Genomic DNA, 23,404 nt, shown 5'->3' with positions numbered 1-23,404 from the left:
GGCACAGCGGCACAGCGGCACAGCGGCACAGCGGCACAGCGGCACAGCGGCACAGCGGCACAGCGGCACAGCGGCACAGCGGCACAGCGGCACAGCGGCACAGACACCATCCCACCGGCCCACCACCGGTATGTCCACCGCGTCGAGGTGCCGTGGACACGATGGGTGCCTGATCCCCGCCCGGTGGACGCGGTGGCAGAGTACCGGTGTGTCTACGAACCGATCGACGACCACCGGCTCGCTGCTCACCGCGCTCTGCCCGGACCTGCGGACCGCGCTGACCAGGGTGGGCTACGACGCCGACACCCTGCTCGAGGTACTCGGCGACGCGCACGCGGCACTGGGCCGGTCGGAGCCGGTGCCGGTGCGCCGTGCGGCACGCCGGGCCGGGGAGCTGGGCACACTCATCCGCCTCCTGATGCTGGGCGACGCGCTGCCCGAGCGGGATGTGGCCGGGGCGCTCGCGCCCGTGGAGATCGATCGCGCGGTCGCCGCGGGCCTGCTGGACCGCGACGGCGACCAGGTGCGGGCGGCGCTGGACCTGCGGCCGCTGGATGCGGGTGCGGGAACGCGATGGGTCCTGTCCGACCTCGACGATTCGATGCACCGGCGCACACTGACCGAAGAGCACGTCCTCGGCGTCGGGCACGCCTCCCTGTCGCTGCTGCGCGCCACACCCACCCGGCCGGTCGGCACGGTGCTCGATCTCGGCACCGGCTGCGGCGTGCAGGCGGTGCACGCCGCCTCCTACGCGCGGCGCGTGACCGCCACCGATGTCAATCCCCGGGCGTTGTGGCTGGCCGAGGCCACCGCGGCGCTCAACGAGCTGGACATCGAACTGGTGGAGGGTTCCTGGTTCGAACCGGTGCGGGGCAGGCGCTTCGACCAGGTGGTGGCCAATCCGCCGTTCGTGGTAGGTCCCGGGCGCGTCGAGCACACCTATCGTGACTCCGGTCTCGCGCTCGACGGCGCAAGCGAATTGGTGATCTCGCAGGCCGCCGATCTGCTCGCCCCCGGTGGCACGGCCGCGATGCTCGCCGCGTGGGTCCATGCCGAGAACGAGGACTGGCGCGGCCGGGTCTCCTCCTGGTTGCCCGCGCACGGCGTGGACGCCTGGGTGGTGCAACGTGACGTCGCCGACCCCGCGCTGTATGTCGGCACCTGGTTGCGGGACGCGGGAGCGGATCCGCGCGATCCGGCCGCGCAGGCACGCGCACAGCGCTGGCTGGACGCCTTCGAGGCCGCCGACGTCGAGGGAATCGGGTTCGGTTTCGTCTACTTGCGCGCCATCGACGGGCCGACGGAACTGCTCGCCGAGGATCTCACGCACGGCTTCGACGATCCGCTCGGCGACGAGGCCATCCGGTATTTCGAGCGCTCGGCCTGGTTGCGCGCCGTCGCCGGTGACGAAAATCTCGCCTGGTCCGCACGTTTCGCCGTGGACCCGGCGACTGCGCTGGAACGGGTGTATCTGCGAGGCGACGAGGGGTGGACGCCGCAGGTGGCACGGCTGCATCGCGGCGACGGGCCCCGCTGGCAGCACGAAGTGGATGAGGTCACGATCGCCCTGCTGGCGGGAATGCGGGCCGAGGGCTTGCCGTTGTACGAGCTGATCGAGCTGCTGGCGCTCGCGCACGGATCCGAGGAGGTGAGCGCCGAGTTCGCGGCCGACGCGTTGTCCGTGGTCACCGGGTTGGTCCGGCACGGATTGATCAGGCCCGTGTGACACACGGCCGCCGCGCGCCGGTCGGTGCAGGTCTCGGCCGGGGATTGTCCCCGCGCTGCGGTGCTTCTCAGGAACTTCTCAGCCGAGAGGGGCGAAAACCGCTGCTCAGAGCGGTTTATGCCAGCCGTAACGGGGAACTTTCTTCCTGTCGGGTCCGTTTATCGGAGTGAGACACCACCGACAGGAGGCAAGTCATGACAAGCCCCGCCACCACTCGTGTGCGCATCAGCGATTCGGACCTCGACGCTCAGAGCCCTGCCGCCGACCTGGTACGCGTGTACCTGAATGGGATCGGCCGCACCGCACTGCTCACCGCTGCCGACGAGGTCGAGCTGGCCAAGCGCATCGAGGCGGGCCTCTACGCGCAACACCTGCTGGAAACCGGCAAGCGACTGTCGGCGACCCGCAAGCGTGATCTCGCGATCATCGTGCGCGACGGTCAAGCCGCCCGGTCTCATCTGCTGGAAGCCAACCTGCGCCTTGTTGTCTCGCTCGCCAAGCGTTACACCGGCCGCGGCATGCCGCTGCTCGATCTGATCCAGGAGGGCAACCTCGGGTTGATCCGGGCCATGGAGAAGTTCGACTACGCCAAGGGCTTCAAGTTCTCCACCTACGCCACCTGGTGGATCCGGCAAGCCATCACCCGCGGTATGGCCGATCAGAGCCGCACCATCCGCCTGCCCGTCCACCTCGTCGAGCAGGTGAACAAGCTGGCCAGGATCAAGCGCGAACTGCACCAGCAGCTGGGGCGTGAGGCGACCGACGAGGAACTGGCCAACGAATCCGGCATTCCGGTCGACAAGATCTCCGATCTGCTCGACCACAGCCGTGACCCGGTGAGCCTGGACATGCCGGTCGGCAACGACGAAGAGGCCCCGCTGGGCGATTTCATCGAGGATTCCGAGGCCACCTCGGCCGAGTCCGCGGTCATCGCAGGCCTGCTGCACCACGACGTGCGCAGCGTGCTCGCCACCCTGGACGAGCGCGAACAGCAGGTCATCCGGCTGCGTTTCGGCTTGGACGATGGCCAGCCGCGCACGTTGGACCAGATCGGCAAGCTCTTCGGCCTCTCCCGCGAGCGGGTGCGCCAGATCGAGCGTGAGGTCATGGCGAAACTGCGCAAGGGCGAGCGGGCCGACCGGCTCCGCGCCTACGCCAGCTGATCACTTCCCGGCGCCGGCAGCGCCGGCGTTCGGCTGGGTGGCCTCCCCCGCCAGGGTCACTTTTCCGCGCCGACCGGTAAGCGCGCGTGCCCATCCCTCCGGGTGTCGCGCGAGCCGGTCGGCGGTGTCGTACATCCCCCCGTCCGGCGCTGAGGGGCTCAGCCCTGATCCACCGCGATGTCGTACTTGATCGTGTCGCCGTCGACCGAGGTCACCGTCAGTATCACATCGAGCCTGTCCCCGCCCGCGGTCAGCGAGCAGCGCATGGTCGTTCCTTCCTTTCCGTTGAGATCGCTGGGGCAGTCGACGGCGTCGGGTTCCTGCCCGACCTTCTCGTTGAGCGAATCCTTGACCGACTTCTCCAGCTCGGCCTCTTCGACTTTCGGCGTGCCGATGCTGACCGAACACGCGGTGAGCGCCGTCACGAGCAGCGACAACAGGGCAAGGCTGCGAATCTTCATGGCGAGCTGGGCCTTTCTTTCCGGCGGGTGTGGCATCCCCAGATCGCGGCGAGAGCGATCGTCCGTTATCGGATATCCCGCTTGTGACGTGTGCGAGCCGACGTCTCAGCCGCGCCACACTCCCGGCGTAGCCCGTGCAGCTCAACCCAGCCGGCGCGGACCGGTGTCGAAACGACTCGGCTCCGGGCCGATACGGGCACGCGCGTAGAGGATTTCCGCCGAGGTAGGCGAGGCCAGCACCGGATCGAAGGACAGTTCTCGCATTTCCGGCAGATCGTCGAAGAGGGCCGAAATGCGCTGAGCCAGTTCGGCCAAAGCAGCTTTGTCCACGCGCGGGCTCGCCGGAGTACCCGACAGCAGAGGTGCGGCTCGCGGCGCGTCGATCAGAGCTGTGGCCTCGTCGGCGGTCAACGGCAGCGCCCGATAGGCGCGGTCGCCGAGCAATTCGATGATCAGGCCGGACAGACCGAACTCGATCACGGAGCCGAACGAGGGATCGTCCTGCACGCGCAAAATGCAGCCGACCCCCTTCGTGGCCATCTTCTGGATGTGCAATACGGGATCACCGCACAACTCCGCCAGATCCGCGTATCCCTGCCGCACCGCTTCCGGTCGCCACAGATCGAGCCGGACGCCGGTGAGATCCGGCCTGCGCCGCCACAGTTCGCCGGTCGCTTTGGCCGCCACCGGATAGCCGAGTTCCTCGGCGGCCGCGACCGCCTCCGCGGCGCTGCGTACCTCGCGGAATTCCACGACCGAAATGCCATAGCAGGCAAGCAGTTCCACTGTCTCCAGATCCGTCAGCCGCCGACCGTCCGACCCGGCCATCCAATCGGCCACCAGTTGGCGCGCGCGGTCGGTGTCTATGCCCTGCGGCCGCACCACCGGTGACACGGGCCTGGTCCGCCATTCGGCGTATCGACGCACCCGCGCCAGGGCCCGCGCGGCGCGTTCGGGATCGGGATACGACGGGATCGACCCGTGCGCCGCCGTGGCGCCCGGACCGCGCACCGCGAGCAGATTCGGGATTCCTTGCTCGGCGACGAACGTCGTGAGAATCGGTGTGCCCGACTCTGGCACCGCGGCCGCCGCCGCCCGGATCGCGTCGGCGAAGCCGGCGGTCGGCAGCGGCACCGGGGGTGCGAAAACGACGATCACAGCGTCTGCTTCGTCCGACCGCAGGGCCGCGACCAGTGCGTCCAGGTACGCGCCGGGCGTTGCCTGCGGGCCGAGGTTGACCGGCTCGCCGACCTGCAGGCCCTCACCCCGCGCGGCGTCGACGGCCAGCCAGTTGAGCGCCGTGCTGTTGCCGACGACGGCCAGGCGCGAGCCGCGCGGCAGCGGTTGATAGCCCAGCAGAGCGGCGCAGTCGAACAATTCGGAGATCGAGTCGACTTGGACGATGCCCGCTTGGGCGAACAGATCTCGCACGATCGAACGGTCCATGTCGCCCGCGGGCTGCGCGACCGAGCGGCCGCTGCTCACCGCGACGATCGGTTTGGTCCGGGCCACGCGGCGCGCGATCCGGGAGAACTTGCGCGGATTGCCGAAGCTCTCCAGGTACAGCAGCACCACATCGGTGTCCGGATCGCTGTCCCAGTACTGCAGCAGGTCGTTGCCGGAGACGTCGGCGCGGTTGCCCGCCGACACGAACGTCGACAGGCCGAGATTGCGCGCCGCCGCCTCGCCCAGGATGGCCGCGCCCAAGGGACCGGACTGGCAGAAGAATCCGATCCGGCCACGCCCGGGCAGCACGGTGGCGAGAGTCGCGTTCAAGCCGACCGCCGGGTCGGTGTTCGCGATGCCGAGCGCGCTCGGCCCCACCACGCGCATACCGTGACCACGAGCCGCCGCGACGAGTTCGCGCTCGGCTGCCAGACCCCCTTCGCCGGTCTCGCCGAAGCCCGCGGTCAGCACCACCAGACCCTTGACCCCCTTGGCCATGCAGTCGTCGAGCACCGACCCGATCGCCGTGGGCGGCACCGCGACCACGGCGAGATCGACCTCGTCGGGGATTTCCCTGACCGTGGCGTATGCCCGTACCCCGCGCACCGATCTGCGGTTCGGGTTCACCGGGAACACCGGCCCCTGGAACACACCCGACAGCAGATTCGCCAGCACCGACCCGCCGACACGCCCCGGCGCGGGGGTGGCCCCGATCACGGCGACCGACCGCGGCGCGAGCAGATTCCCCACGCTGCGCGCCTCCGAGGCGCGTTCGCGCGAATCACGCACCGACAGGAGCGCTTCGGTGGGATCGATGGCGAACTCGAGGTGCAGGACGGATCCGTCCCTGCTGCGCTCGACCTGATAGCCCGCGTCGCGGAACACCGTTACCATCACGGTGTTCTCGGCGAGCACCTCGGCGACGAAGGTCTCGATCTTGTTCTCGGCGGCGGCGCCGGCCAGATGTTCCAGCAGGATCGAGCCGAGCCCACGGCCCTGATGCCCGTCGGCGACCACGAACGCGACCTCCGCCGCCCGCGGCCCGTCCCGTTCCAGCAGTTCGTAGCGGCCCACCGCGACGATCGCCTCGCCCAGTTCCAGCACCAGCCCGACCCGGTCGTGATAGTCGACATGCGTGGTGCGGTAGAGGTCTTTGGGCGAGATTCGCGGGTAAGGGCCGAAATACCGCAGGTATCTGGTGCGATCCGATAACGCGCCGTGGAACTCCTGCAACCGCTCGGCGTCGTCGGGCGTGATCGGGCGCAGTCGTACGACGCCGCCATCGGAGGCCAGCACGTCGGCGAACCAGTGCTGCGGCGGCGGGGGCGGGGTGGCGGGAGTGTCCGAGGTATCGGCGGGATCAGTCACGAGGGTCCTCCGGGTCCAGACCGAGCAACCCGAAAGTCGCTCGGCGGGTGGCCAGCACGGCCATGTCGACGGCACGTTGGGCGCGGTCGGCCCGCGCGTCACCGCTCTCACCGGTGCCGCCGGGGCCGTCCCACGGGCGGAAGGCGACGTCACCGCCGTCGCCCATGGTGCGCGGCGGCTCCACCTGCGGGGCCGCCGCGCGGATCGAATCGATCCAGTCCTGTGGAATCGGCGTCGCCGGGTCGACGGTGCGGCCCAACGCGGTGGCCAGCAGATGGGTCCAAGCCCGCGGCACCACCCGGACCAGGCCGTATCCACCGCCGCCGACGGCCAGCCAGCGTCCTTCGGCATAACGGTCGGCGAGTTCGCGCATGGCGCGGAAGGCCGCGCGCTGCCCGTCGACGGTGAGTTCCAAGTCGGCAAGCGGATCCTCGCGATGCGTATCCACCCCGCACTGGCTGACCACGATCTGCGGACCGAACGCCGCCACCGCGCCCGGAACGACCGCGTGAAAACCACGCAGCCACTGCGCATCCCGCGTGCCCGGCAACAGCGGCAGGTTGATCGACGAGCCTTCCGCCGCACCCGCGCCGGTCTCCTCCGGCCAACCGGTGTTGGGCCACAAGGTGGCCGGATGCTGGTGCAGCGAGATGGTCAGCACCCGGGGGTCGGCGTAGAAGGCCCGCTGCACGCCGTCGCCGTGGTGCACGTCCACATCGATATAGGCGATCCGGTCGAAACCGTGATCCAGCAACCAGGAGATGGCCACGGCCGGGTCGTTGTACACGCAGAAGCCCGCCGCCGAATCGGCCATCGCGTGATGCATGCCACCGCCGATGCTCACCGCGCGCTTGGTGCGGCCTTCGGCGATCTCCCTGGCCGCGGCCAGGGTGCCGCCGACGATTGTGGACGCGGCCTCGTGCATACCCGGAAACACCGGGTTGTCCGGGGAACCGAGGCCGTAGGGCGGCGCGGTCGGCGAACCCATCGGCGGCACGGCGCGTTCGACCGCGTCGAGGTAGTCGGGCGTGTGAATCCGCAGCAGGTCCGGACGGCCGGCAGCGGCGGGCTCGAGCAGTTCGACACCCTCGAGCAATCCGAGACTTCCGGCCAGCGCCATGGTGAACTTCAAGCGCGCCGGCTGCATCGGATGCTCCGGAGTCCAGGTGTAATCCAGAAACCGCTCGCTCCAGACGACGGTTCCGGGCCGGCTCGTCCCGGGCGAGATCGGCGCCTGAGGTTCGCCGCGCGGTGCAGTGGCCATGATCGCAACGCTAGCGGGAAGCAAGGAACCCCGCGAAACGTTCCTATGCAGTACAAATACAAGAAAGACGCTCATGGCCGCCTGCCGTGCGCCGATCGGGTTGCCGCAATGCCGCCGGAATGTCGTGCGCGGCGTGGAGCGACACGATCCGGCACACGGGGGTGCCGTCGTGCGTGGGTAGAATTCGTGCCGACGAAGGGGTAACAGGTGAAGGATCTGGTCGACACCACGGAGATGTATCTCCGTACCATCTACGACCTCGAGGAGGAGGGCGTGGTGCCCCTGCGCGCCCGGATCGCCGAGCGCCTCGAACAAAGTGGTCCCACCGTGAGCCAGACCGTCGCCCGGATGGAACGTGACGGTTTGCTGCTGGTTGCCGGCGACCGTCATCTCGAGCTGACCGAGAAGGGGCGCAGCATGGCCGTCGCGGTCATGCGCAAGCATCGGCTGGCCGAACGGCTGCTCGTCGACATCATCGGCCTCGACTGGCAGAACGTGCACGCGGAGGCCTGTCGCTGGGAGCACGTGATGAGCGAAGACGTCGAGCGCCGCCTGGTCGAGGTGCTCAACCACCCCACCACCTCCCCGTACGGCAACCCCATCCCCGGCCTGGACGAGTTGGGCATCATTCCGCCCGCCGCCGCCGACGAGACGCTGCTGCGCCTGTCCGATCTGCCGCACGGCCAGATGTACGCCGTCGTCGTGCGCAGGCTCGCCGAGCACATCCAGACCGACCCGGAGGTCATCGGCCGGCTGCGCGAGGCGGGCGTGGTCCCCGACGCCCGCGTCACGGTGGAGACGAAGCCGGGGTCGGTGGTCATCACCGTGCCCGGCCACGACGGCTTCGAACTGCCCGACGAGATGGCGCATGCCGTCCAGGTGAAGCTGGCCTGACACATGAAACTTCTCGTCACAGGTGGCGCGGGCTACGTCGGCGGCGTCTGCGCACAAATTCTGTTGGAAGCCGGCCACGAAGTGGTCGTGGTCGACGATCTGTCCACCGGCAATGCCGACGGCGTCCCTTCCGCCGCCCGGTTCGTCGAGGGCGATGTGGCGATCGCCGCGCCCCGGCTGCTGGCCGCCGAACCCTTCGACGGAGTACTGCATTTCGCGGCGCAGTCGCTGGTCGGCGAGTCGGTGCAGCAGCCGGAGAAGTACTGGCACGGCAATGTGGTGAAGACGTTCGAACTGCTGGAGGCTCTGCGGCGCGCGGGCACGCGGCGGCTGGTCTTCTCCTCCACCGCGGCGGTCTACGGGGAACCCGAGCAGGTTCCGATCACCGAGGATGCCCCGACCCGCCCGACCAATCCGTACGGCGCGTCGAAGCTGGCCATCGATCACGCCATCACCTCCTACGCGATCGCGCACGGGCTGGCCGCGACCAGCCTGCGGTACTTCAATGTCGCCGGCGCCTATGGTGGCCTCGGCGAGAACCGGGTGGTGGAAACGCATCTCATCCCCCTGGTGTTGCAGGTCGCGGCGGGGCATCGCAAGGCGATCTCGGTCTTCGGCACAGATTGGCCCACCCCCGACGGCACCGCGGTCCGCGACTACATCCACATCCGCGACCTCGCTCAGGCCCATCTGCTGGCTTTGGCGACCGCGGAAGCGGGCACCCACCGGATCTACAACCTCGGCAGCGGCACCGGATTCTCCGTTCGCGAGGTGATCTCGGCCTGCGAGCGCGTCACCGGCCTGCCGATCACCGCGCAGGACGCGCCTCGCCGCCCCGGCGACCCGGCGACGCTCATCGCGTCCAGCGAGCGTGCCATCGCCGAACTCGGCTGGCGTCCCGAACACAACGATCTCGACGAGATCGTCACCGACGCCTGGGCTTTCCTCCAGTCGCTCGGCCCCCGCGCGCACAGCGCGAAATAGCCTCTTCCGCACCGCCCGAGCAGGCCCAGTGCCGACTCGGGCCGTCGGCGTCGCGCCACCGCACCGGGGCCGGGACCGCCGCGCCTTCGGGCGAAGCACTACGCGTCGTGGAGTCGTCGGGACACTCCGGCACCCAGCTCAGCGGGGTTCCCACCGACTCGTCAACGGCAAGTGGGACAACGGGTTCACGATATCGGCGCGCCTAGATCGACACCGAGACCGGCGGCGGTCCGGTACCCGCTGTGCGCGAGCCGGCGCAACTGTTCCGGGCGCATGCCCAAGCGCAGCGAGGTATCGAGCAGCATCGCCATCGGATGTCCCGGATCCGCCTCCAGCGCGGCTTCCAACGCGATGCCTGCCAGTGGTCCGTCCCCACGGACGTAGGCGCTGTAGCCGAGCAGAGCGGCGGCCTCGGCGCGGTCGGCGCCGGACAGTGCGCGGGTCAGCGCGGCCCACACCGCCTCGGCCGCGGCGGCGTGGTCGCCGACAGCCAAGGCGAACATCGAGTCCCGTACCGCCCGATCACGCAGGGCCGCCGTTATTTTCGCCAGTTCGGGCGCCATCAGCGCCGCGCCCGAGGCGGTGTTGGCGATCTGCCACAACACATGGTCGAGCGCTTGCCTGCTGGACCCGATCGGATCGCCGCGCCGTGCGGCCCGCGCATAGCGTTCACGGGCGCGAGCGAGCGCATCTTCCAGATGCGCCGCCACCTCGGCATGCGCGAGTGGGTCCTGCGCGACCAGTTCGGTGAGCTCGGCACGCGAACCGCGGATCGGCCTGCCGTCCAGCACGTGGGTCAGCGTCACCAACGAGGCCGCCGGATCTCGCAGCACCCCCTGCCGCGGCGGCCCCGCCAACGTCCACCAGCGCTGCCCGGTGGCGATCGCACGCACCGCCCACACTCCGCCGAGCGAGATGCCGCACGCCGCCAACCGCCTGCCGAGCGAGCCGACCAGCACGTCGAAACCTCCGGCCGCGCATCCCGGCCGGCCGGCGCCCGCTCCCGGTTCCACGGCGCGTTCGTCCACGATGACGGCCAGGACCTCGGCCGCCTCGTCGTGTGCGCAGATCCGCGCGACCGCCGTCGCCAATGTCGCGCCCCGGACGCGTCGTCCGGTGGGCGAAGCCAGATCGAACCGCACCACCGCGTCGACTATCGCACCGCCCGTCGTCCCGTGCCGCAGGACGAGCACGACCACCGAACGTTCGGGAGTGAAGCCGAGCATGGCGGGCACGGCGGCGATCAACTCCGCCGGGTCCTCGACGCGTACAACGTGATCCGGTGTACCCCGGAACAGCGGAGGTTCATCGCGGCATCGGGCATCGCCCCCCGCGCCAGCGGAGCTCCACGTGCTCGCTCCCCTCTCTGCGGCATGTGAAGAAGAGTGCGGCGAACCCATGGCGGTGGGAAAGAGGCGCGCCTCGGCCTCGGAACAAACGCCGGAGGGCGACGAACGGTCATGGCCGGTGCCCGGCCGGAATGCGTCGTCCTCGCCTGCATATCCGGTATCGATCGGTTCGGGAGCGGGAAATGGAGTCGCGGAAGTGGTCATGCTTCGACCATGCGGCTCGGCGGTCCCCGGCTTGCGGCGCCGACCTGGCGATTCCGCCGCCCTGGGGAATTCGTTTCGCGCTGTGCACGACTCGAACGGCACGACGCGAGTATCGCGATTCGTGTCGGTGGGGCCTGCTACCGTGCCGCTCCTGCCCGCTATCTCTCGCGCACTTTGCGTACCGCGGTGGCGAACAGCGCATTCAGCGCCGCCGTATCCGGTTCACCATCGGCGAAGGACATATACGTCACCGAAATACGCACGTCTCCGGTCTGCGCGACGTGGGTGTGCATGGACTGGGTCAGCCGGCTACCTCCCGCCTCCGGCCGCACGGTCCTGCGCAGCGAAAGGGCGTCGTCGGCGTCGATCGGCGGTGGCTCGGCCGGCTCGGTCGTCACGGTGGTGGCGGCGCCCGCCCGCTGCACCCGCACCGATCCGCACTGCTCCAGCCGGGCGCGCAGTGCCGTCAACGGCTCGCCGGTGCGCGTCAATTCGACGGTCAGCGTCGCGCGTGTGGCGTCGTCCGTGCCGACCGCCATGGCCGTGTGATCGGGCCCGAAGTCCTGGTTCGGCGGCACACAACGGCTGGGCTGCACATTCGAGCCGCGGCCCATACCGTCCAGATCGCCCGCCGCCTGGGCCACGGCTTCCTGTGGCAATACCACCGCCGTGTAGGGCGGGGGAAACACGCTCGCATCCGGCAACAGCGTCGGCAGTTCGGCGCTCACGTGCCGGGTCACCGTGGCAGGCACCGACGAGACCGGGCGCCCCGGTACCGTCGACCCGCATCCTGCGAGCAGCACCGCGCAGACGGCGGGCGCCACCCAGCCCGGCCGTACGCGCCTCGAATCCGCCACGGTCACGCCCCCACTGTGCCAAACTCCTCGTGTCCAGCAGGCGATGCCACGCCGCCGGGCCGGGAATGCGCGAGCCACCGATGCTGTTGCCTCGGAGTACGGGTCGGTGTCCGGCCGTGCGCGGTGACCGCCACGGCATGGGGGACAATGGACAGTGGTCCCCGGTCCGGACGACCTGCTCGTCTCGCACCACCACCGAGGGTGGCGAACGATCGGGCAGGCAACCACACTGGCGCGTGAGGTACGCGTCCGGGCCGCAGGAGCCGCGCAGGAAGGAGTACGCGATGGACTACGAGTCGCGAATGTACGAATTGGAGTTCCCCGCTCCGCAGCTGTCGTCCGCCGACGGCGCGGGCCCGGTCCTGGTGCACGGGCTGGAAGGTTTCACCGATGCCGGGCACGCGGTGCGGCTGGCGACCACGCACCTGCGCGAGAGCCTCGAAAGCGAACTCGTCGCCTCGTTCGACGTGGACGAGCTGCTGGACTACCGCTCGCGCCGTCCGCTCATGACGTTCAAGACGGATCATTTCTCCGATTACGCCGAGCCGGAACTCAATCTCTGGGCGTTGCGGGACACGACGGGAACCCCGTTCCTGTTGCTCGCCGGCCTGGAGCCGGACCTACGCTGGGAGAAGTTCACCACCGCGGTGCGGCTGCTCGCCGAGCAGCTGGGCGTGCGCCGCAGCATCGGCCTCAGCGCCATCCCGATGGCGATTCCGCACACTCGCCCCCTGGGCGTGACCGCGCATTCCTCCGATCGCGACCTGATCTCCGACCATCAGCGGTGGCCGGGCGAGCTGCAGGTCCCGGGCAGCGCGTCGTCGCTGCTGGAATTCCGCATGGCGCAGCACGGGCACGAGTCGGTCGGCTTCTCGGTGCACGTGCCGCACTACCTGGCGCAGACCGCCTACCCGGAGGCCGCGCAGACGCTGCTGGAGAACGTCGCGGACAACGCGGGCCTGCAGTTCCCGCTGGCCGCGCTCGGTGAGGCCGCCGCCCGGGTGCGTGAACAGGTCAACGAGCACATCGCGGGCAACGTCGAGGTGGAGACCGTTGTACACGCCCTGGAACGGCAGTACGACAGCTTCGTCACCGCGCAGGAGCGGCAGTCGAGCCTGCTGGTGGGCGACGGCGAGTTGCCGAGCGGCGATGAACTGGGCGCCGAGTTCGAGCGATTCCTCGCCGAGCAGAGCCGCGACAAGGGCGACGACGAGGGCGAGCAGGACTGAGCCGCGCGGCGGCCTGGTCCCGGTCGCCCCTGCACGGCCGACCGCCGGCGAGGCCGTAGGGTGGTCGGAGTGGATCTGACCGAACTGCTCGACATCCCGGGGACCGACGCCGACGCGCTCTACGAGTCGTTCGGGCTGTGGGCCGCCGAGCAGGGCACCCCGCTCTACCCCGCGCAGGACGAGGCGCTGCTCGAGCTGGCATCCGGATCCAACGTCATCCTCGCCACCCCAACCGGTTCCGGGAAATCGCTCGTCGCGGTCGGCGCGCATCTGTTCGCCCTCACCCAGGGGCTGCGCACCTATTACACCGCCCCGATCAAGGCGCTGGTGAGCGAGAAATTCTTCGCCCTCTGCGAAGTGTTCGGGGCCGAACGCGTCGGCATGGTCACCGGCGACGCCGCGGTGAATCCGGAGGCGCCGATCATCTGCGCGACCGCGGAGATCCTGGCCAACCTGGCACTGCGCGAGGGTGCCGACGCCGCCGTCGGCCAGATCGTGATGGACGAGTTCCACTTCTACGCCGACCCCGACCGGGGGTGGGCCTGGCAGGTTCCGTTGCTGGAACTGCCCCGCGCCCAGTTCCTGCTCATGTCGGCCACGCTCGGCGAAGTCGACTTCTTCGCCCGCGACCTGGAGCGCCGGACCGGGCGATCCACCGCGATCGTCGCGGGTACCGAGCGTCCCGTGCCGCTGAGCTTCTCCTATGCCCGCACTCCGATCACCGAAACGCTCGAGGAACTGGTCACCACCCACCAGGCCCCGGTGTACGTCGTGCACTTCACCCAGGCCGCCGCGCTGGAGCGCGCGCAGGCGCTGACCAGCGTGAATTTCGCGACGCGCGCCGAGAAAGACGCGATCGCCGGGGCGCTGGGCGGGTTCCGGTTCGCCACCGGGTTCGGCAAAACGCTGTCGCGGCTGATCCGGCACGGCATCGGCGTGCATCACGCGGGCATGCTGCCGAAGTACCGGCGTCTGGTGGAGCGTCTGGCCCAGGACGGCCTGCTGAAGGTGGTGTGCGGCACCGACACCCTCGGCGTAGGCATCAACGTGCCGATCCGCACGGTGCTGCTCACCGGGCTGACCAAGTTCGACGGCGTGCGCACCCGCAGGCTCAAGGCACGGGAGTTCCATCAGATCGCGGGCCGCGCGGGCCGGGCGGGTTACGACACCATGGGCACCGTCGTTGTGCAGGCTCCCGAACACGAGGTGGAGAACACTCGATTACTGGCCAAGGCGGGCGACGATCCCAAGAAACAGCGCAAGGTACAGCGGCGCAAACCACCGGAGGGCTTCGTCTCCTGGAGCGAGGAAACCTTCGACCGCTTGGTCGCCGCGCAGCCGGAGCCGATGGTGTCGCGTTTCACGGTGACCAACGCCATGCTGCTGAACGTGATCGCCCGGCCGGGCAACTGCTTCACCGCCATGCGTCACCTGCTCGAGGACAACCACGAGCCGCGCCCCGCCCAGCGCAGGCACATCCTGCGCGCCATCCGGCTGTATCGCGCGCTGCGCGACGCGGGGGTGGTGCAGCAACTGCCGGAACCGGACGCCCACGGCCGCCGTGCCCGCCTGACCGTCGACCTGCAGCGCGATTTCGCCCTCGACCAGCCGTTGTCGCCGTTCGCACTGGCCGCATTGGACCTGCTGGACAAACAGTCTGCGAGTTATACCCTCGACGTGGTGTCGCTCATCGAATCCACCTTGGAGGATCCGCGCCAGCTGCTGATGGCTCAGCAGCACAAGGCGCGCGGCGCGGCCATCGCGGAGATGAAGGCCGAGGGTATCGAGTACGACGAGCGGATGGAACTGCTCGAAGAGGTGACCTGGCCCAAGCCGCTGGCCGAGCTCATCGAACCGGCGTACGAGACCTATCGTGCCGGGCACCCGTGGGTGTCGGAATTCGCGCCCGCGCCGAAGTCGGTGGTGCGCGACATGATCGAGCGCGCCATGACCTTCGCGGAGCTGATCTCCTTCTACGAGCTGGCCCGCTCCGAGGGCGTGGTGCTGCGCTACCTCGCCGACGCCTACCGCGCGCTGCGGCGCACCGTGCCCGAGTCGGCGCGCACCGAGGAGCTCGACGACATCACCGAATGGCTCGGAGAGCTTGTGCGTCAAGTGGATTCGAGCTTGCTCGACGAGTGGGAGCAACTGACCAACCCGGGTGCGGAGACCGACGCCGACCAGCTGGCCTTCGGCGCGGAAACGGTGCGCCCGATCACCGCCAATGAGCGTGCCTTCCGGGTCATGATCCGCAACGCGCTGTTCCGTCGCGTCGAACTGGCCGCACTGCGACGCTGGGACGCACTCGCCGAACTGAGCCCCGGACCGGATTGGGCCGAGGCGCTCGCGGACTACTACGCGGAATACGAGCGGATCGGCACGGGCCCCGACGCCCGCGGCCCGCAACTGTTCCAGGTGGAACGAAGACCCGGATTCTGGCAGGTGCGCCAGGTGCTGGACGACCCTGCGGGCGATCACGGCTGGTCGATCGACGCGGTGGTGGATCTCGCCGAGTCCGACGCCGCGGGCGAGGTCGTCTTCGACGACGTCACCGTGTCCGCCGGCTGAGCCCGCATCGGCCATCGGTCCCGCATTCGCGCAGGTAAGCAGCTCCGTCATGCCAGGAGGACAGAGGTGCGCGACCTTGTGGCGAACCCAGGTTTCGACGGATTCGTTTCTGGGTAGGGGCCGCTGATACTCTCTCCCCCGCTGCCCAAGCGAAAGATCAACTATGCCCGAATCGCCCTACCTTGTCATCCATCCCGAGCGTGTCCGCCGGAATTACCGCGCGCTCGATACCGCCCTGTCCGCGGGCACGGGCGCCGCGACGAGGATCCGTTTCGCCGTGAAGGCGAGCCCGGTGCCGGAGATCGTGCGCCTGCTCGACGAGGAGGGCGCGGAATTCGACGTCGCCAGCATCGGCGAAATCGAACTCTGCCTCGGGCTGGGGGTGGCGCCACACCAGCTGTGCTACGGCAACCCGATCAAGAAGGCGGCGCATATCGCCCGGGCCTATGCCCTGGGCGTGCGCCGCTGGGCCTTCGACACCGAGGACGACCTGCTGCGCATCGCGGAGCACGCACCCGGCTCCGAGGTGGAGTGCCGATTCCTCGCCTCGGCGCCGGAGTCGCGCACCCCGTTCGGCACCAAGTTCGGCTGCAGCCCGGGTGAGGCGTTCCGGCTGCTGGTCCGGGCCCGCGATCTCGGGCTCGTGGTCGCCGGGCCGTACTTCCACGTCGGCTCCCAGCAACTGGACCCCACGGCGTGGCGGATCGGCATCGAGCAGGCGGGCCGGATCACTGAAGCTCTGGCCGACAAGGACATCGCGATCGGTTCGGTGAATATCGGCGGCGGGCTGCCGATCTCCTATGCCGACCCCGCGCCCGGGCTGGGCGAGATCGCCGCGGTGATCAAGCACGCCGCGGCCGAATTCCTTTCCGGAAGCATTGGATTGGTCGTCGAACCGGGCCGGGCGCTGGTCGGTTCGGCGGGCACGATCCACGCCGAGGTGGTCGGCGTCCGCATCGCGCCGGACGGCAGGCGCTGGGTATATCTCGACATCGGCCGCTACAACGGCATGGCCGAGACCGAGAACGAGTACATCGCCTACCGGTTCGTCACCGACCGGGACGGCGACCCCGTCGACGAGGCGGTGGTGGCCGGTCCGACCTGCGACGGCGACGATGTACTGTATCAACGCACGCGAGTCCTCCTACCGACCACGTTGCGAGCCGGTGATCGCGTTCGAATCCTCGACACCGGCGCCTATACCGCGAGCTATTCGTCGGTGTCATTCAATGGTTTTCCGCCCTTGACCGTTCATGTCTCGGGCGCTGAGCGAGAGTGAGTTTGCCCATGACGGCGGAATTCACCGGTTGGCATGTGCTGGCCGAGTTCGGTGGTGTCGACGCAGACCTCTGCGACGATCTCGAACGACTCGAATCGGCGTTGCGTGAGTCTTTGATCGCGGCGGGCGTCACCATCTGCGATGTCGTACACAAGAAGTTCGACCCGCAGGGGGTGACCGTCCTCGCGCTGTTGTCGGAGTCCCACGCCTCGATTCACACCTATCCGGAGTCCGGCGACATCTTCGTCGACGTGTTCACCTGCGGCAGCATCGGTGCCGGCGCGTCGAAGGCGGTCGAGCTACTGCGAGACGCATTGGCTCCCAAGGATGTTCGCATGCAGGTCATCCGCAGAGGGCACGGTAGCCAACGGATCGAGGAGCCGGTGGGCGCGGGCCTGACCCGCATCTGGGACCTGAACGAGGTGATCGTCGACACCCACACCCCGTTCCAGCACATGGTCATCGCGCGGACCGAGCAGGGCATCAGCCTGTTCTCCGACGACGACCGCCAGTCCACCGAGTTGTCCCAGCTCACCTACCACGAGGCGATGATGGTTCCGGCCTTCGTGCTGGCCGAGAAGCTGGACAAGGTACTCATCATCGGCTCCGGCGAGGGCGTGGCCAGTCAGATGTCGGTCGCCGCGGGCGCCACCCTGGTCGACCATGTCGATATCGACCAGCTCGAGGTGGAGCTGTGCGCTCAGCACCTGCCCTACGGCTACACCAGCGACGAACTGGCCGCCGCGGTCGAGGGCGAGGGGCCGATCAAGGTGCACTACGCCGATGGCTGGGACTTCCTGGCCACGGCCGCGCAGGCGGGCACTCGCTACGACGTCATCGTGATCGACCTGCCGGACGAGCGCGTCGAGGACGCGCAGCACAATCGCCTCTACGAGGCGGAGTTCCTGTCCCGATGTCGCGCGCTGCTCGCGCCCGGCGGCGTGCTGTGCGCCCAGGCAGGCTGCGCGACCATGTGGCGCAACGAGACGCTGAAGCGCTCCTGGCAGCGTTTCCACGAGCAGTTCGGCACCGTCGTGCACTACGGCAGCGACGAGCACGAGTGGTCGTTCCTGTTCGGGCTGGTGGACTCGGTTGACGACCCGGTCGGCGGGATGACCGATCGCCTGGCGCTGCTGCCCTACAAGGCCGAGACCATCGACGCGCGGGCGCTGGTGCGCGGCGCGATCGAACCGCACGCGCTGCGGGTCTAGGCGTTGGCACCCGAGTGCGCCGGTTCCCCTCGGAACCGGCGCACTCGTTCCTTACGGTGGAACGAGTTGCCCGCATTCAGCGGTTCAGGAGCGCTGCTGCTCGCGCCACCGCTCGACGTCGACCCCGCCGACACCCCAGTTCGACAGCGCCACCTCGTCGATCACGACGTAGGTGCTCGCGGGCGCCTTGCCGAGCACGTCGTGCAGCAGATCGGTGACGCCCGCGATCAGGCGCGCCTTCTGTTCGCGGGTGACGCCTTCGTCGGTGACTTTGATATTCACGTACGGCATTTCAGGCCGCCCTTCCAGAGATGAACCCGCCGTCGACGGGGAGGATGTGACCGGTCGTGAACTCCGCGTCGGCGAGATAGAGCACCGCCGCCGTCGTTTCGGCGACTTCGCCGATGCGGTTGAGCAGCGCGAGCCCGGCGGAGGCCGGTTCGTCGCCGTCGCCGAACAGCGGCGTACGGATGATGCCGGGGGCGACCGCGTTGACCCGGATGCCGTCGGCGGCGAGTTCGGCGGCCAAGCTTGTGGTCAGCGCGTGCACCCCGCCCTTGCTGACCAGAGCCGCCGTGGCGGGCAGCCCGGCGAGGGCATGGTCGATCAGCACCGTGCCGATATTCACGATGCTGCCGCCCCTGGCTTGCGTCAGGAACCGCCGCACCACGGCCTGCGTGGTGAAGTAGGTGCCTTTGAGGTTTCCGTTCAGATAGTTGTCCAGGTCTACCTCGGTGACCTCCACGAACGGTTTGGCTCCGAAAATGCCCGCGTTGTTGACCAGCACGTCCACGCCGCCGAACCGCTCGACGGCGACGCCGACCAAGGTCGCTCCGGTAGCGGCCGAGCCGATATCGCCCGCCACCGTGGCCACCCGCTCCGGCGCACCGAAGCCGGCGGCCACCTCCGTCAGTTTTTCCGCGTCTCGTCCGTTGAGCACGACGTTGTCGCCGCGTTCCACGAATGCCCGTGCGATATCGCGGCCGATCCCACTGGAGGAACCGGTCACGATGACCGTCTTCGCCATCGCTGTCCTTTCATTTATACGACCGGTCGTCTTGTATTGAGGGGCCGAAGACGCCGGACGGGTGTGCCGCCCTGGGATCAGGGCAGGAAGTAGTCGCCGAGCAGGCGATCCAGGCACTTGCGCAAGGGGACGAGGGTGCGATCGATCTTCATCCTGATCACCGCCCCCTCCCAGGATTCGAGCAGCAGATCCGCCAGTTCGACCGCCTCGATGTCGGCGCGGATCATGCCCAGGCGCTGCCCATGCGCGAGTTGCTCGGCGACCCGGTCGCGCCATGCGCCCCAAGCCTTCGACAGCGATTCCCGCAGCAGCTCACTACCTTCCAGCTCGCCGCCCAGGTTCGCGATGAGGCAGCCGCCGGTGAAATCGGAGGCGACGAAATCGTCCATCAGCCGCCCGAAGAACGCCCGCAAGCCGCTCACCGGGTCCGGCGCGGCTGCGAACGCCTCGGTCAGGTTGCGCTGGACGCACAGCGAGTGATGCTCGATGATCGCGCGCCCGAAACTCTCCTTGCTGTCGAAGTAGTTGTAGAACGACCCCTTCGGCACCCCGACCCGGTCGAGGATTTGTTTGAGCCCGGTGCCGTGGTAGCCGTTGGTCAGGAACCCCGAGGCGCCCTCTTCGACCAGAAGCCGCCGAGTGTCTTCGCTGCGCCGAGGTCGTGCCATACGGTCAATATACGACCGGTCGTCTTGGAATCGCAAACTGGCTGTACCCGTCGGCCTCACACCATCGGCCCAGACCATCCGGGTCCGGGCGGATCGCGGAAATTTGCCGGGTCTCGGCGCCACCGCGCGGAGCGAGCGGCGAAAGGCGCGAGGTGCTCAGCGGCGAACCGATCCCGTTGCCAGTCCGCCGAATCCGCCGCCACCGTCCAGACATAGGTCCATACCGGAACGTCCCGGTCATCGATGTACAACCGGCGCAGGTCGTACTCGTCGTCCTCGAACGCGTCGAGGATGGTCCACTCCACCGCGGTGATACCGCTCAGCACCGCGCCGCTTGTTCGTCCATCGGACGCGGCGATCAGCCCCGGGTAGATCCGACGCGGCAGCGCGGCAGCGCGCCAGCCGGTCAGCTCGGCCGGCTCGAGCGGCGGGACCCGCCCGAGCAGTGTCTTCAGCACTTCGGGAAATTGCAGCGTGCCGTAGACGAACAGCTCGTGATCCAGCCCGGACAGGCGGCCCAGTCGCCCGTCGCTCCACGCCGCCGATGCCAACTCGAGTCTCCTCTCACCCCGCTCCAGCGTGCTCGTCCCACGGGCTCGGCGCAGCAGCTACATCGGCCGCTGAGCGCGGATGATGGCGGACAGGTACTCGTAATCATCGGCCCTGGCGCTGGAAGTACGGAAGACCAGGCCGATGGTGCGGCCGGGTGCGGGGGCGCAGAAGTGGGCGACATCCAATGTGCCGCGGGCGGTTTCCGTCGCAACGGCCATCTGCGGGATCAGGGTCACGCCGAGTCCGCCCGCGACGCACTGCACCACCGTGGACAAGGACGCGGCCCGAGTGTCGCCGACAGCGGCCGGATGCACATCTGCCGAGCGGCACGCCTCCAGAGTCTGATCCCGCAGGCAGTGCCCTTCGTCCAGCAGCAGCAGCGGCTGGGCGTCCAGCACCGACGCCGCGAGGTCGGTACGCCCGGCCAGCTCGTGGCCGCGCGGTGTGACCAGCACGAACTCCTCGGCGAAAAGGGGAATCTCGACCAGGCCGGGCATCTCGGTGGGCACCGCCAGCAGCGCGACGTCCAGCACTCCGGTGCGCAGGCCGTCCAGCAGCCGGGCGGTCTGGTCCTCGACGATCTGCGGGCGCAGCTCGGGTAGCCGCTTGCGCAGCTCCGGCAGCAACCCGGGCAGCACATACGGGGCGACCGTCGGGATGATGCCCATCCGCAGCGTGCCGCCGAGTCCGTCGCCGGTGGCCGACGCGACGAAACGGTCGGCGGCCTCCAGCGTCGCCATCGCCTTGGGCAGCAAGCGCATCCCCGCGGCGGTCACCAGCACGCGCCGGGTGCTCCGTTCGATCAGCTGGAGCCCCAGCCCGTGTTCCAAAGCGGCGAGCGCCTGCGATAACGTGGGCTGACTCACACCGAGGCGGGCGGCCGCGGTGCCGAAATGGCGGTATTCCGCGATCGCTACGAACGCACGCAGCTGTGACAGGGTGGGCTGATAAGTCTGATCAGTCACGCCTATCAGTGTAGTGCGACTGATCACCTTTACCTTTTACGCACCCTTGGGCAAGATCGCCGGTGAGCTTTTCCACCGGCGGTGTGAGTGCCGGGCCCGAGGCGGTGGCTCGTATGACCGCAAAGGCCCCGCAATACCGCAGAACACAGTTGGCAACCCACCTGACGAGGAGACGAGCATGGCCCTGCTGACCATCGGCGACCAATTCCCGGCATACAACCTCACCGCGGTCATCGGCGGTGATCTGTCCAAGGTCGACGCTCAGCAGCCTGACGACTACTTCACCCGGATCACCAGCGACGACCACGCGGGCAAGTGGCGGATCGTCTTCTTCTGGCCGAAGGACTTCACCTTCGTGTGCCCGACCGAGATCGCCGCGTTCGGCAAGCTCAACGACGAGTTCGAGGACCGGGACGCCCAGGTGCTCGGCGCGTCGGTGGACAACGAGTTCGTGCACTTCCAGTGGCGTGCTCAGCACGAGGACCTCAAGACCCTCCCCTTCCCGATTCTTTCCGACCTCAAGCGTGAACTGGCCGCGGCCACCGGCGTGCTCAACGCCGACGGCGTCGCCGACCGCGCCACGTTCATCGTCGACCCGAACAACGAGATCCAGTTCGTCTCCGTCACCGCCGGTTCCGTGGGCCGCAACGTCGACGAGGTGCTGCGCGTGCTGGACGCCCTGCAGTCCGACGAGCTGTGCGCCTGCAACTGGAAGAAGGGCGATCCGACCATCAACGCCGGTGAGCTCCTGGCCGCCAGCGTCTGAAAATCCCTTCGCATCCGCAACTTTCGGGTGCACCGCCCACATCATCGAGAAACGACCCGGTCCCCCGACGGACCGCATCGAGTAGAGGAATCGCCGAATGAGCATTGAGAACCTGAAGAACTCCCTTCCCGAGTACGCCAAGGACCTCAAGCTCAACCTGTCATCCCTCGCGCGCACCACCGTGCTGAACGAGCAGCAGCTGTGGGGCACCCTGCTGGCGTCGGCGGCCGCGACCCGGTCGACGACCACGCTGCGCGAGATCGCCGAGGAAGCCGCCGACGTCCTGTCGGCGGAGGCGTACAACGCCGCGCTCGGCGCCGCCTCGATCATGGGCATGAACAACGTGTTCTATCGGGGCAAGGCGTTCCTCGGCGGCCGCTACGACGACCTGCGGGCCGGGCTGCGCATGCAGATCATCGGCGCGCCGGGCGTCGACAAGGCCGACTTCGAGCTCTGGTCGTTCGCGGTCTCCTCGATCAACGGCTGCGCGCACTGCCTCGAGGCGCACGAGCACACTCTGCGCGAAGCGGGCGTGTCACGCGAGGTGATCTTCGAATCGCTGCGCGCCGCCGCCATCGTGGCCGGTGTGGGCCAGGCGGTGCAATCGACCGAGGCGCTCAGCACGGCCGCGATCTGATTTCGCTCGAAAAGAGGTCCCTGTCCTGCGGCGGGGGCCTCTTTCGCGTTCTCGATGTGGGCCGGCCGACAGCTCGCGGCGGGGGCACGCGGGTAGGCTCGTCGAGCATGAGCACACAGGTTGATGTGGTGCGAGTGTTCACCGACGCGGCCGGGCGCTTCGGCAACGAGCTGGGTATCGCGCGAGCGGCCGATGTAGCAGCAACCGATCGGCAGGCGCTGGCGGCCAAAGCCGGCTACAGCGAGACCGTGGTGGTGGAGGAGCCGGTCGACGGCACGGTGGCGGTGCGGATCTACACCCCCACGGTGGAGCTCCCGTTCGCCGGACACCCATCGGTGGGGACCGCGTGGTGGTTCGCGTCCCAGGGCCTCCCGGTGCGAATCCTCGATGTGCCCGCGGGCCCGGTGGCGGTGGAACTCACCGAGGGACTGACCTGGATCACCGCTCGCGGCGAATGGGCGCCCCCGTTCACCTTTCATCAACTGGAAGACGCCGAGGAGCTGGCCGCTCTGCGCCCGGACGAGTTTCCCGGCGGACCGCACTACCTGTGGGCGTGGACCGACGAACATCGCGCCGTCCTGCGATCACGCATGTTCGCGCCGACCATGGGGATCGCCGAGGACGAGGCGACCGGAGCGGCGGCCGTGGCATTGACGGCGTTGCTGCGCAAAGGCCTGGTCATCACGCAGGGCAAAGGCTCGCAATTGTTCACCCGGTGGGATTCCGACGGCTGGGTGCACCTGGGCGGTCGAGTCGTCGGCGACCAACCGGTGGAGATCTAGAGCC

At 68.8% G+C, this 23,404-nt stretch carries 21 protein-coding genes; 11 read left to right on the top strand and 10 right to left on the bottom strand.

What is annotated here, in order from left to right:
- The first annotated feature begins 208 nt into the window (after positions 1 to 208).
- Both ACFU5M_RS02250 and ACFU5M_RS02245 read left to right on the top strand, forming a co-directional pair.
- Positions 209 to 1,726, top strand: a complete 1,518-nt coding sequence (locus tag ACFU5M_RS02250; protein WP_379042299.1) for a methyltransferase — start codon at positions 209 to 211, stop codon at positions 1,724 to 1,726.
- Positions 1,727 to 1,920: 194 nt separating this feature from the next.
- The gene (locus ACFU5M_RS02245; protein ID WP_379042297.1) at positions 1,921 to 2,889 is read left to right on the top strand and encodes a sigma-70 family RNA polymerase sigma factor; all 969 of its coding nucleotides are present in this window, start codon (positions 1,921 to 1,923) and stop codon (positions 2,887 to 2,889) included.
- Positions 2,890 to 3,047: 158 nt separating this feature from the next.
- On the opposite strand, the gene ACFU5M_RS02240 is transcribed toward ACFU5M_RS02245, so the two are convergent.
- The 3 genes from ACFU5M_RS02240 to ACFU5M_RS02230 all read right to left on the bottom strand — a co-directional run bounded on the left by ACFU5M_RS02240 (position 3,048) and on the right by ACFU5M_RS02230 (position 7,428).
- Positions 3,048 to 3,350 carry a DUF4333 domain-containing protein gene (locus ACFU5M_RS02240; protein WP_379042295.1) on the bottom strand — a complete coding sequence of 101 codons (303 nt, stop codon included), beginning with the start codon at positions 3,348 to 3,350 and terminating at the stop codon, positions 3,048 to 3,050.
- A 141-nt stretch (positions 3,351 to 3,491) separates the two neighbouring features.
- The gene (locus ACFU5M_RS02235; protein WP_379042293.1) at positions 3,492 to 6,164 is read right to left on the bottom strand and encodes a GNAT family N-acetyltransferase; all 2,673 of its coding nucleotides are present in this window, start codon (positions 6,162 to 6,164) and stop codon (positions 3,492 to 3,494) included.
- Entirely contained in the window at positions 6,157 to 7,428 is a 1,272-nt protein-coding gene (locus tag ACFU5M_RS02230) for an acetoin utilization protein AcuC (RefSeq protein WP_379042290.1), read from the bottom strand. Before ACFU5M_RS02230 ends, ACFU5M_RS02235 begins: the two co-directional genes overlap by 8 nt.
- A gap of 207 nt (positions 7,429 to 7,635) precedes the next feature.
- Between ACFU5M_RS02230 and ACFU5M_RS02225 the strand changes: the two genes are divergently transcribed.
- Both ACFU5M_RS02225 and galE read left to right on the top strand, forming a co-directional pair.
- Positions 7,636 to 8,322, top strand: coding sequence for an iron dependent repressor, metal binding and dimerization domain protein (locus ACFU5M_RS02225; protein WP_379042288.1), 687 nt, complete (start codon positions 7,636 to 7,638; stop codon positions 8,320 to 8,322).
- 3 nt (positions 8,323 to 8,325) lie between these two features.
- Positions 8,326 to 9,306 (top strand): UDP-glucose 4-epimerase GalE, encoded by a 981-nt coding sequence (gene galE, locus ACFU5M_RS02220; protein ID WP_379042286.1) that lies wholly within the window; start codon positions 8,326 to 8,328, stop codon positions 9,304 to 9,306.
- Between the two features lie 185 nt (positions 9,307 to 9,491).
- Here the strand turns inward: galE and ACFU5M_RS02215 are convergent, their stop codons facing one another.
- On the bottom strand, positions 9,492 to 10,553 hold the full coding sequence (locus ACFU5M_RS02215) for a DUF4192 domain-containing protein (protein WP_379042284.1): 1,062 nt from the start codon (positions 10,551 to 10,553) through the stop codon (positions 9,492 to 9,494).
- A gap of 464 nt (positions 10,554 to 11,017) precedes the next feature.
- A complete protein-coding gene (locus tag ACFU5M_RS02210; protein ID WP_379042282.1) occupies positions 11,018 to 11,722 on the bottom strand; it encodes a sensor domain-containing protein in 705 nt (234 codons plus the stop codon).
- 278 nt (positions 11,723 to 12,000) lie between these two features.
- Here ACFU5M_RS02210 and ACFU5M_RS02205 point away from each other — a divergent pair, with 278 nt between their 5' ends.
- From ACFU5M_RS02205 to speD, 4 genes are all read left to right on the top strand, one after another.
- Positions 12,001 to 12,945 (top strand): PAC2 family protein, encoded by a 945-nt coding sequence (locus tag ACFU5M_RS02205; protein WP_379042280.1) that lies wholly within the window; start codon positions 12,001 to 12,003, stop codon positions 12,943 to 12,945.
- A gap of 69 nt (positions 12,946 to 13,014) precedes the next feature.
- The gene (locus ACFU5M_RS02200) at positions 13,015 to 15,513 is read left to right on the top strand and encodes a DEAD/DEAH box helicase (RefSeq protein ID WP_379042278.1); all 2,499 of its coding nucleotides are present in this window, start codon (positions 13,015 to 13,017) and stop codon (positions 15,511 to 15,513) included.
- A 163-nt stretch (positions 15,514 to 15,676) separates the two neighbouring features.
- The gene (locus tag ACFU5M_RS02195) at positions 15,677 to 16,792 is read left to right on the top strand and encodes a type III PLP-dependent enzyme (RefSeq protein ID WP_379042276.1); all 1,116 of its coding nucleotides are present in this window, start codon (positions 15,677 to 15,679) and stop codon (positions 16,790 to 16,792) included.
- Positions 16,793 to 16,800: 8 nt separating this feature from the next.
- Positions 16,801 to 18,003 (top strand): adenosylmethionine decarboxylase, encoded by a 1,203-nt coding sequence (gene speD, locus ACFU5M_RS02190; protein WP_379042274.1) that lies wholly within the window; start codon positions 16,801 to 16,803, stop codon positions 18,001 to 18,003.
- A gap of 84 nt (positions 18,004 to 18,087) precedes the next feature.
- Here speD and ACFU5M_RS02185 read toward each other — a convergent pair whose 3' ends face one another.
- From ACFU5M_RS02185 to ACFU5M_RS02165, 5 genes are all read right to left on the bottom strand, one after another.
- Positions 18,088 to 18,294 carry a 4-oxalocrotonate tautomerase family protein gene (locus tag ACFU5M_RS02185; RefSeq protein ID WP_181725417.1) on the bottom strand — a complete coding sequence of 69 codons (207 nt, stop codon included), beginning with the start codon at positions 18,292 to 18,294 and terminating at the stop codon, positions 18,088 to 18,090.
- Between the two features lies 1 nt (position 18,295).
- A complete protein-coding gene (locus tag ACFU5M_RS02180; protein ID WP_379042271.1) occupies positions 18,296 to 19,030 on the bottom strand; it encodes an SDR family NAD(P)-dependent oxidoreductase in 735 nt (244 codons plus the stop codon).
- A gap of 77 nt (positions 19,031 to 19,107) precedes the next feature.
- Entirely contained in the window at positions 19,108 to 19,698 is a 591-nt protein-coding gene (locus ACFU5M_RS02175) for a TetR family transcriptional regulator C-terminal domain-containing protein (protein WP_379042269.1), read from the bottom strand.
- A 56-nt stretch (positions 19,699 to 19,754) separates the two neighbouring features.
- Positions 19,755 to 20,249: a gamma-glutamylcyclotransferase family protein gene (locus tag ACFU5M_RS02170; protein WP_379042267.1), complete on the bottom strand. Its 495-nt coding sequence runs from the start codon at positions 20,247 to 20,249 to the stop codon at positions 19,755 to 19,757.
- A gap of 57 nt (positions 20,250 to 20,306) precedes the next feature.
- The gene (locus ACFU5M_RS02165) at positions 20,307 to 21,215 is read right to left on the bottom strand and encodes a hydrogen peroxide-inducible genes activator (protein WP_379042265.1); all 909 of its coding nucleotides are present in this window, start codon (positions 21,213 to 21,215) and stop codon (positions 20,307 to 20,309) included.
- A gap of 178 nt (positions 21,216 to 21,393) precedes the next feature.
- On the opposite strand from ACFU5M_RS02165, the gene ACFU5M_RS02160 reads away from it, so the two are divergent.
- The 3 genes from ACFU5M_RS02160 (at position 21,394) to ACFU5M_RS02150 (ending at position 23,400) form a co-directional block, all read left to right on the top strand.
- Positions 21,394 to 21,981, top strand: coding sequence for a peroxiredoxin (locus ACFU5M_RS02160; protein WP_379042263.1), 588 nt, complete (start codon positions 21,394 to 21,396; stop codon positions 21,979 to 21,981).
- 97 nt (positions 21,982 to 22,078) lie between these two features.
- On the top strand, positions 22,079 to 22,618 hold the full coding sequence (locus tag ACFU5M_RS02155) for a carboxymuconolactone decarboxylase family protein (protein WP_357034144.1): 540 nt from the start codon (positions 22,079 to 22,081) through the stop codon (positions 22,616 to 22,618).
- Positions 22,619 to 22,725: 107 nt separating this feature from the next.
- Complete coding sequence (locus ACFU5M_RS02150; protein ID WP_379042260.1) at positions 22,726 to 23,400, top strand: PhzF family phenazine biosynthesis protein; 675 nt, start codon at positions 22,726 to 22,728, stop codon at positions 23,398 to 23,400.
- Positions 23,401 to 23,404: the final 4 nt, after the last annotated feature.

It is taken from the genome of Nocardia sp. NPDC057455, from assembly GCF_042802775.1.
Classification (GTDB): domain Bacteria; phylum Actinomycetota; class Actinomycetes; order Mycobacteriales; family Mycobacteriaceae; genus Nocardia.
This window is presented reverse-complemented; position numbering and strand designations above follow the sequence as displayed.

Bases quoted from the DNA above. Each gene is read 5' to 3' on its own strand.
- ACFU5M_RS02160 (WP_379042263.1), top strand. From the start codon at position 21,394: ATGGCCCTGCTGACCATCGGCGACCAATTCCCGGCATACAACCTCACC.
- ACFU5M_RS02150 (WP_379042260.1), top strand. From the start codon at position 22,726: ATGAGCACACAGGTTGATGTGGTGCGAGTGTTCACCGACGCGGCCGGG.
- ACFU5M_RS02245 (WP_379042297.1), top strand. From the start codon at position 1,921: ATGACAAGCCCCGCCACCACTCGTGTGCGCATCAGCGATTCGGACCTC.
- ACFU5M_RS02155 (WP_357034144.1), top strand. From the start codon at position 22,079: ATGAGCATTGAGAACCTGAAGAACTCCCTTCCCGAGTACGCCAAGGAC.
- ACFU5M_RS02230 (WP_379042290.1), bottom strand. From the start codon at position 7,428: ATGGCCACTGCACCGCGCGGCGAACCTCAGGCGCCGATCTCGCCCGGG.
- ACFU5M_RS02195 (WP_379042276.1), top strand. From the start codon at position 15,677: ATGCCCGAATCGCCCTACCTTGTCATCCATCCCGAGCGTGTCCGCCGG.
- ACFU5M_RS02180 (WP_379042271.1), bottom strand. From the start codon at position 19,030: ATGGCGAAGACGGTCATCGTGACCGGTTCCTCCAGTGGGATCGGCCGC.
- ACFU5M_RS02175 (WP_379042269.1), bottom strand. From the start codon at position 19,698: ATGGCACGACCTCGGCGCAGCGAAGACACTCGGCGGCTTCTGGTCGAA.
- galE (WP_379042286.1), top strand. From the start codon at position 8,326: ATGAAACTTCTCGTCACAGGTGGCGCGGGCTACGTCGGCGGCGTCTGC.
- ACFU5M_RS02240 (WP_379042295.1), bottom strand. From the start codon at position 3,350: ATGAAGATTCGCAGCCTTGCCCTGTTGTCGCTGCTCGTGACGGCGCTC.
- speD (WP_379042274.1), top strand. From the start codon at position 16,801: ATGACGGCGGAATTCACCGGTTGGCATGTGCTGGCCGAGTTCGGTGGT.
- ACFU5M_RS02185 (WP_181725417.1), bottom strand. From the start codon at position 18,294: ATGCCGTACGTGAATATCAAAGTCACCGACGAAGGCGTCACCCGCGAA.
- ACFU5M_RS02205 (WP_379042280.1), top strand. From the start codon at position 12,001: ATGGACTACGAGTCGCGAATGTACGAATTGGAGTTCCCCGCTCCGCAG.